The organism is Hyphomonadaceae bacterium BL14 (assembly GCA_027627705.1).
Taxonomy (GTDB): Bacteria; Pseudomonadota; Alphaproteobacteria; order Caulobacterales; family Maricaulaceae; genus Oceanicaulis.
Genome location: CP091242.1, coordinates 1,631,096 through 1,638,080 on the forward strand (window position 1 = coordinate 1,631,096; position 6,985 = coordinate 1,638,080).

Here is a 6,985-nt window from a genome sequence, read left to right on the forward strand (position 1 = left end):
CTGAACCCGGCTAGCCCTTCGCCAGCGCGCGCGCCTCTGCAGCGTTGAACCGGCCGCGGGCGAACTGCATCAGCATCACCGCCGACAGCTGGGCACGCTCGGGCAGGCTGGAGAGCTTGGCGATCTCCCGGCTGGAATGAATATCTGCGCCGCGTACGCCCAGCGTATCCACATTGGGACAGCCCGACGCCCACAGATTATTGCCTTCGCACACTCCGCCCGTGTCCTTCCAGCGAATGTCGAGGCCCAGCGGCTCGCCGGCGGCGCGCGTCCATTCGAACATGCGCAAATTGGCCGGGCTCATGGGCTTGGGCGGGCGGGTGAAGCCGCCATGCAGATCGGCCGCAATGCCGTCGCGCGCATCAGTGAGTTTGACCAGCGCGTCGATTTCGGCCCGCGCCCAGAGGGCGTCGTCTTCGGTTTTCACCCGCACATTGAAGCGGCAAATGCCCAGCTCCGGTACCACATTGGGGGCACCGCCCCCATCAATGCGCGAGACATTGAAGGTGACATGCTCGCGCTGGCCGTTGAGCGCGTCGAGGCGGCGGGCGAAATCGGCCGCGGCGACGATGGCATTGCGGCCCAGATGATGTTCGCGCCCGGCATGGGCGGCGCGGCCCCGGCAGCGCAGGGAGAAATTGCCCGACCCCTTGCGCGCGCCCGCCAGCGAGCCATCCACCAGCGCCGGCTCATACGTCATGCCCACATGGGCGTGGCGGCCGAGCTCGGCGAGCACTGGCCCGGAGCCCAGCGAGCCGATCTCCTCGTCAGGGCTGATCAATATGTCATAGCCGATCTGATCCGCCCACGGGCTGCGCTCCAGCCCCATCAGGGCGGTGAGCATGACGATCAGCCCGCCCTTCATGTCGGCCGTGCCCGGACCATTGATGGTGTCGTCGTCCAGCATGCGCCAGGTGTCAAAACCGGATCCCGGCGGGAACACCGTGTCGTGGTGGCCGGTCAGGACGATTTTCACCGGCGCGTCGGGGCGCTGGGTCAAACGGAAGGCAGGCGTGTACGCCACGTCCCGGATTTCACCATCCAGCTCGATCGTGGTGGACGGTGCCAGTTCCACAGCGCTGATCCGGCCTTCCAGCGGTGCAAAAGCTGTTTCCAACTCGGCCCGCATGGCTTCCAGCCCGTCGGCGTTCCGGCTGCCGGAATTGATCGCGGACCAGGCTTTGACACGCGCAATCATGGCGTCCGCCTCGCCCTCGATCCAGTCGAGAACGGCGCGGTCGTCCCGGTCAAGGGTGAGGGCGGTCATGGACGGCTCCGGTGGCGCTGCGGCACGGCTCAGGCGTGCTCCAGCGCCTGTTCGAGATCGGCGATCAGGTCTTCGGGATTCTCGATGCCCACCGAGATGCGCACAAGCCCGCCCGTGAAGCCCAGACGCTCGCGCAGGGATTCCTCAACGGCCGCATGGGTGGTGCTGCCGGGGTGACAGATCAGGGTCTCGGTGCCGCCGAGGCTGACCGCCAGCTTGAGCACCTGCAGCGCGTTGAGCATACGGAAGGCCGCAGCCTGCCCGCCCACAACGTCAAACGAGAAGGTGGAGCCGTGATGGCCGCCGCTCTGGCGCTCGTGAACCACCTGGTCGCGCGAGCCGGGCTCCAGGAAGCCGAGATAGCGCACCTTTTCCACTTTCGGGTGGGTTTTGAGATAGTTGGCCACGATCGCTGCGCCTTCAAACGCGGCTTTCATGCGCAGGGTCACCGTTTCCAGCGAGCGCGCCAGCATCCAGCACGTATTGGGATCAAGATTGGTGCCCATGCCTGAGCGCAGCTTGCGCACCGGGCGCATCAGGGCGTCTGAGCCCATGGCCGCGCCGCCAATGAGATCGGAATGGCCGCCAATATATTTGGTGAGCGAATACACAACGATGTCGGCACCATGGGCCAGCGGCGTCTGGCCGATGGGCCCCAGAATGGTATTGTCCACCACCACGGGCGGGCGATGGCCCTGACGCGCGCCGATCTCGTCCGCCAGGCGCTTCATCTGGGCCAGATCCACCACTTCATTGGTCGGATTGGTGGGGGTTTCGCAGAAGATCACGGCAATGCGGCCCAGCGCCATGGCGGCGTCAACGGCCTTGCTGATCTCCGCCTCGCTGGCACCCGCGAAGAAATCGGCACTCTTGATGCCATACTGGGGCAGGATGGCGCGGATCAGCGTTTCGGTCCCGCCATAGAGCGGGGTGGACTGGAGCACCACATCACCGGCATGGGCGTGGGCCATGATCACGGTGGAGATAGCGCCCATGCCCGATGAAAAGACCAGCGCTTCCTCGGCCCCGTCAAACAGGGTGAGCCGGTCTTCAAGCACTTCCATGTTCGGATTGTTGAAGCGCGAATACAACAGCCCTGCCTGGGCCGGATCGCCGGACTGCGAACGCCCGCCCATGACGCGGAAAAAGGCCGCGCCCTCCTCCGCGGTGGCAAAGGCGAAGGTCGAGGTCTGGAAGATCGGCGGTTTGATCGAGCCTTCCGACAGCTTGGCGTCGAAGCCATAGCTCATCATCATGGTTTCGGGGCTCAGCGAGCGCGCGCCCAGCGCGCGCTTGCGGTAGGGCGTTTCAGGTTTGCTCATAACGGGCTCCTGCCGGCGGCGCGCGAAGGCACCCAACGGCGACAGACGATTGGGATCGGATTACCGCACCTGTCTTGCGCCGCTGGCGCGTGCGGGTCAACCCGGCGCACCGGGGCCGCAGCCCCCTCAGCCCCACCCGGAAGGCCTATCGGAGCGGTCCTGAACGGCCTTTTTGCAAACGCAGAACGGCCCGCCGGATTGCTCCGGCGGGCCGTCTGTTAAGAGACTGATTGGCCTGAAATTAGTTCAGGTTGATCAGGACTTCCACGCGGCGGTTCAGCGGCTCGCGCACGCCATCCGGGGTCGCAACGGCCGGGCGGGATTCGCCGTAGGCGTTGATCGACACCGCGCCGGCAGGCACGCCCAGGCGGACCAGCTCGTCACGTACCGCACGGGCGCGGCGCTCGGACAGACCCACGTTGTAGGCAGCCGAACCCGAACGGTCGGCGTGGCCATCGACGCGGACCGCTGCGACGCCGCAATTGCGGGCCGTGTTGATCGCGCTGTTGATGACGTTGCGCGACTGGTCGGTGACGTTGGAGCGATCCCACTCGAAGTACACCACAAACTCAGCGTCCTCGCACGACGGCGGGGGCGGCGGAGGCGGAGGCGGGGGCGGCGGGGGCGGCGGAGGCGGCGGGGGCGGCGGCGGGGGCGGCGGAGCCGGCGGAGCCGAGAACATGTACCGCAGGCCGATCCAGGCCTCGTGGCCGCGCAGGCCTTCCACGTCGATCGACGCGTTCGGACCAAACGTGGTCTCGCCATGACCGAAATACCGGTACTCGGTATCCAGGGTCAGTTGCGGCGAGAGCGCCCAGCCCACGCCAGCGATCAGCTGGTAAGCCAGCGTGGCGTTCGACGAGCGCGACTGAATGAACCGCGGATCCGTGGCCAGCGAACCGACCGGACGCGTGCCGGTATTCCAGCCCGCGAGCGATGCGGTCACATCCGCATAGCCCAGACCGGCACCGACATACGGACGCCAGAAGGCCGAGCCCATGTCGAAGTCGTACAGCACGTTGAGCATGCCGGTCCAGGTCTGGAACTTGGCATGGCTGTCTTCGTGGTTACCGATCGAACCCAGGTTGTTGTAGCGATGGGCGAGTTCGCCCTCGATACGCCAGCCCGAAGCCCACTGATAACCAACGGAGAGCTTTTCGCGCCAGTTGGACTCACCGCTGATGCGGCCGCCATTGGCTGCGTTCGGATTGCCGAGCGCGCCCGATACATCGGCATCGCCAGGCGCGCCGTAGCCAACGCCTGCGCCGAGATACCAGCCTTCGTCTGCGAGCGCCATGGACGGCGCACCCAGCACAAGGCCCAGAGCCGCGGCGGTCATTAGGTGCTTTTTCATTCCTACCCCCTACGGGCGGGATGCCCGTCGTGTGAAAGATTTCAAGGGTGACGAAGGATACGGCAAAATGCCGGACGCCGTCACAAACCTCATTAAGTGTCTTACCTGCTATTTCGTTCACGCGCCACTGCGATCAGGCAAAAAACGATTGGATTCAGCGCACAATACCGGCCTGCTGCAGCTCGGAACACGCGATTTGATTGATACCGAGGCGTTCTTGCAACACCTCGCGCGTATGCTCTCCCAGTCTGGGCGGGGCCGCGCGGTAGACCGGGGGCGTGCCGGACAGGCGCATGGGATTGGCCACCAGGGGCACCGCCCCGCATCCGGTCATGGGCAGGTTGAGTGCAAGCCCGCGCGCTTGAGCCTGAGGATGGGCGAAGACCTGGTCCACGTTTTGGATCGGCCCGCACGGCACGCCCGCGGCCGTCAGCGAGTCGGTCCAATGGGCGCTGGAGCGCGCACTCATGGCGACAATGATCTGTGCAATGAGGATTTCGCGGTGCTCCACGCGCGCCGCATTGGTCTGGAAGCGTGGGTCCTGCGCCCAGTCCGGGCACCCCAGCGCCCGGGCGAAGGCGGCGAACTGGCCGTCATTGCCTACCGCCACGGCGATCCGTCCGTCCAGCGTGGGAAAATCCTGATACGGGACGATATTGGGATGGGCGTTGCCGCCGCGTCCCGGCGCGCGGCCGGACACCAGATAGTTGGACGCCTGATTGGCGAGCATCGCCGCCTGCACGTCGAACAGGGCCATGTCGATATTCTGGCCGCCCAGACCCTGATCGCGTGCGATCAACGCGGCCATCACGGCACCGGCGGCATAGACGCCGGTGAACAGATCCACCGCAGGCACACCCACCTTCATGGGCTTGTCCTCGCCGGTGACCGACATCAGCCCGCCCATCGCCTGGATCAGAAAATCATAGCCAGGCTGGGCGCTTAACGGGCCGGTCTGGCCAAAGCCGGTGATCGAGCAATAGATGATGTCGCCGCGCAACGCCTTCACGCTGTCATAGTCGAGGCCGTATTTCCTCAGACCGCCCGTCTTGTAATTCTCGATTACCACATCGCTGTCCGCGGCCAGGTCACGCAAAATCTGGCGGCCCCTCTCCTCGCGCATGTTGACGGCGATGGAACGCTTGTTGCGGTTGGCGCACAGATAATAGGCCGCGTCGGCGCGCGAGCCGTCCTCATTCTTCAAAAAGGGCGGGCCCCAGCCCCGGGTATCGTCCCCGCCATCAGGGTTTTCCACCTTGATCACGTCCGCGCCCAGATCAGCCAGGATCTGCGCGCACCACGGCCCCGCCAGCACCCGCGACAGGTCCAGCACCTTGATGTGAGACAACGCTCCGGGGCTCATGGCGGCCAGGCTCCGTTTGTTCGGACAAGTCCCACTCGCCTAGCCCAGACGCCCGCGCCCACGCAAGGGCGCTCATCCGCGCAGCAGCGCCGCCGGGCTCATCCGCGCGATCATGACGGCGCCCATGACAAAGACCAGCAGGACCGGGGCGGTGAGGATCAGGGCCGCTGCGGCGATGGCGGCGGCCTCGGCCATGGGTCCTGCGCCGGCCAGGGCCCCGACCGAGCGCCAGGCCGGGCCGGATACGGCGCTGACACCCGCCGCCGCCGCCAGGCCCGCTGCGCCCGCAAGCAGAACCGGGAACAGCGCCTTCACCGCCAGACCGGCAGGCCGGGCGCCCAGCGCGAGGCGCACCGCCAGGGCCTGCCGCCGGGCGGCGAGGGTTTGCAGAGCCAGCGCAGCCGCCACCACCAGGAACACCGCCGCCAGCCCGCCCGCCGCCGCGGCCAGCAGGCCGGCCATGCGCCGCTCGCGCTCATAGGCCCGCGCCCCGGTTTCGGCCAGCGTGCGCGGCGGGTCACGCACCGCCGGCCCGGCAAAGGCCATCGCCTCCTCCATCAGGGTGCGCGCCCGCTCCGGGCTGACGCCCTGGCGCATGCGCACGAGGGTGCGGCCTAGCGGCGCGCCCTGCCGGTTCTGGGTTGTGGGAAAAACAGAACCGGTCAGATGCACCTGGGGATCGTCGCTCAACGATAATTTGGCGCGGCGCACCGGCGCCGTGACGGCCCGGATCAGGCAGGTTTGGCTATCGTCGCCCTGATAGAGATGCCGGCCGGGCAGTTCCGCGAGGGGGCCGTCATAGATACGGCGGGCAGAGGCGGCATCCACCACCGCCTGGCAATAATCGACCTGTCCGGGCTGCGGCCATTCGCCCGCCAGCAGCGGCGCAGCATGGAAGCGCGGCCATACATCGTCTCCGGTAAGGACGCTGAGCTGAACCAGATCCCGGTCGCCCAGCCTCATTGGCCAGTTCAGAGCGAACGTGTCGAAAAAGGACCAGTTGATGATGATCGCCTCCTCCACCTCGGGACGGTTCATCACATGGGCGCGCAGGCGGCGGGCGGCCTCCTCAGGCAAAAACGGCGTGACCCAGACACGGTCATCATCCGGGCCCAGCCTGGAGCCGGCGCGCATTTCGCCAGCGAACAGCATGGCGGCGTAGGCGAGGCTCGCCGCCCCGCCCGCCAGAACAGCGAGGCCGGCTGCGAGCGTCAGGCTGGCGCGCAGGCTCTGGCCAGGTGGTGAGAAGGCGAGGCGCGCTGGCGGGGTGAGCCAGAGCGGTGTCAGGGCGGCCATAATCGCCGCCAGCAGCAGCGCGTCGCCTGCGCCCGCGCCATGGTGCGCGAGCCGGCCTTGCTCATCTGCGATGAACCGACAGGCAATCTGGACGGCGAGTCCGCCGCGCTGGTGCTTGAAGCGGTGGAAGCGATGCACGCGTCGGGAACGACCGTGCTTCTGGTCACCCACGATCCGTCCCTGGCCGCCCGGGCGCAGCGCATCGTGCGGCTCGACAGCGGCAGGATCGAACCGTAGCGGTGAACGCGCTAGCCTTGCGGCCATGACCTTCGGCCATGATTCGATATCGCCGCCCGCCCCCGGGCACGCGGTGCCCCGCCCGGGTCTTGCCGAGGCGCGCGCGGCCATGCGCGAGGTGTTTGGCTTTCGCGATTTCCGGCCGG

Annotated in this window: 7 protein-coding genes (1 of these 7 only partly in view); 2 read left to right on the plus strand and 5 right to left on the minus strand. The window is 67.1% G+C overall.

Going from position 1 to position 6,985, the window contains the following annotated elements; translation table 11 throughout:
- Window positions 1-10 precede the first annotated feature (10 nt).
- The 5 genes from L2D00_07855 to L2D00_07875 form a co-directional block, all read right to left on the minus strand.
- A complete protein-coding gene (locus tag L2D00_07855) occupies window positions 11-1,267 on the minus strand; it encodes a hydrolase (protein WBQ11768.1) in 1,257 nt (418 codons plus the stop codon).
- Between the two features lie 29 nt (window positions 1,268-1,296).
- The gene (locus tag L2D00_07860; protein WBQ11769.1) at window positions 1,297-2,589 is read right to left on the minus strand and encodes a cystathionine gamma-synthase family protein; all 1,293 of its coding nucleotides are present in this window, start codon (window positions 2,587-2,589) and stop codon (window positions 1,297-1,299) included.
- A gap of 241 nt (window positions 2,590-2,830) precedes the next feature.
- On the minus strand, window positions 2,831-3,943 hold the full coding sequence (locus tag L2D00_07865) for an OmpA family protein (GenBank protein WBQ11770.1): 1,113 nt from the start codon (window positions 3,941-3,943) through the stop codon (window positions 2,831-2,833).
- Between the two features lie 154 nt (window positions 3,944-4,097).
- On the minus strand, window positions 4,098-5,306 hold the full coding sequence (locus L2D00_07870) for a CoA transferase (protein ID WBQ11771.1): 1,209 nt from the start codon (window positions 5,304-5,306) through the stop codon (window positions 4,098-4,100).
- 72 nt (window positions 5,307-5,378) lie between these two features.
- Entirely contained in the window at window positions 5,379-6,602 is a 1,224-nt protein-coding gene (locus tag L2D00_07875; protein ID WBQ11772.1) for a hypothetical protein, read from the minus strand.
- A gap of 57 nt (window positions 6,603-6,659) precedes the next feature.
- Between L2D00_07875 and L2D00_07880 the strand changes: the two genes are divergently transcribed.
- Window positions 6,660-6,839, plus strand: a complete 180-nt coding sequence (locus L2D00_07880) for a hypothetical protein (GenBank protein WBQ11773.1) — start codon at window positions 6,660-6,662, stop codon at window positions 6,837-6,839.
- A gap of 109 nt (window positions 6,840-6,948) precedes the next feature.
- A protein-coding gene (recQ, locus tag L2D00_07885; protein ID WBQ11774.1) for a DNA helicase RecQ crosses the window boundary here: on the plus strand, window positions 6,949-6,985 show its start. Its footprint extends 1,745 nt past the window's final position; 37 of the gene's 1,782 nt are visible here — the first part of the coding sequence; its start codon is at window positions 6,949-6,951; its stop codon lies off the right edge, out of view.

Bases quoted from the DNA above. Each gene is read 5' to 3' on its own strand.
- L2D00_07860 (WBQ11769.1), bottom strand. From the start codon at position 2,589: ATGAGCAAACCTGAAACGCCCTACCGCAAGCGCGCGCTGGGCGCGCGC.
- L2D00_07875 (WBQ11772.1), bottom strand. From the start codon at position 6,602: ATGGCCGCCCTGACACCGCTCTGGCTCACCCCGCCAGCGCGCCTCGCC.
- L2D00_07855 (WBQ11768.1), bottom strand. From the start codon at position 1,267: ATGACCGCCCTCACCCTTGACCGGGACGACCGCGCCGTTCTCGACTGG.
- L2D00_07865 (WBQ11770.1), bottom strand. From the start codon at position 3,943: ATGAAAAAGCACCTAATGACCGCCGCGGCTCTGGGCCTTGTGCTGGGT.
- L2D00_07870 (WBQ11771.1), bottom strand. From the start codon at position 5,306: ATGAGCCCCGGAGCGTTGTCTCACATCAAGGTGCTGGACCTGTCGCGG.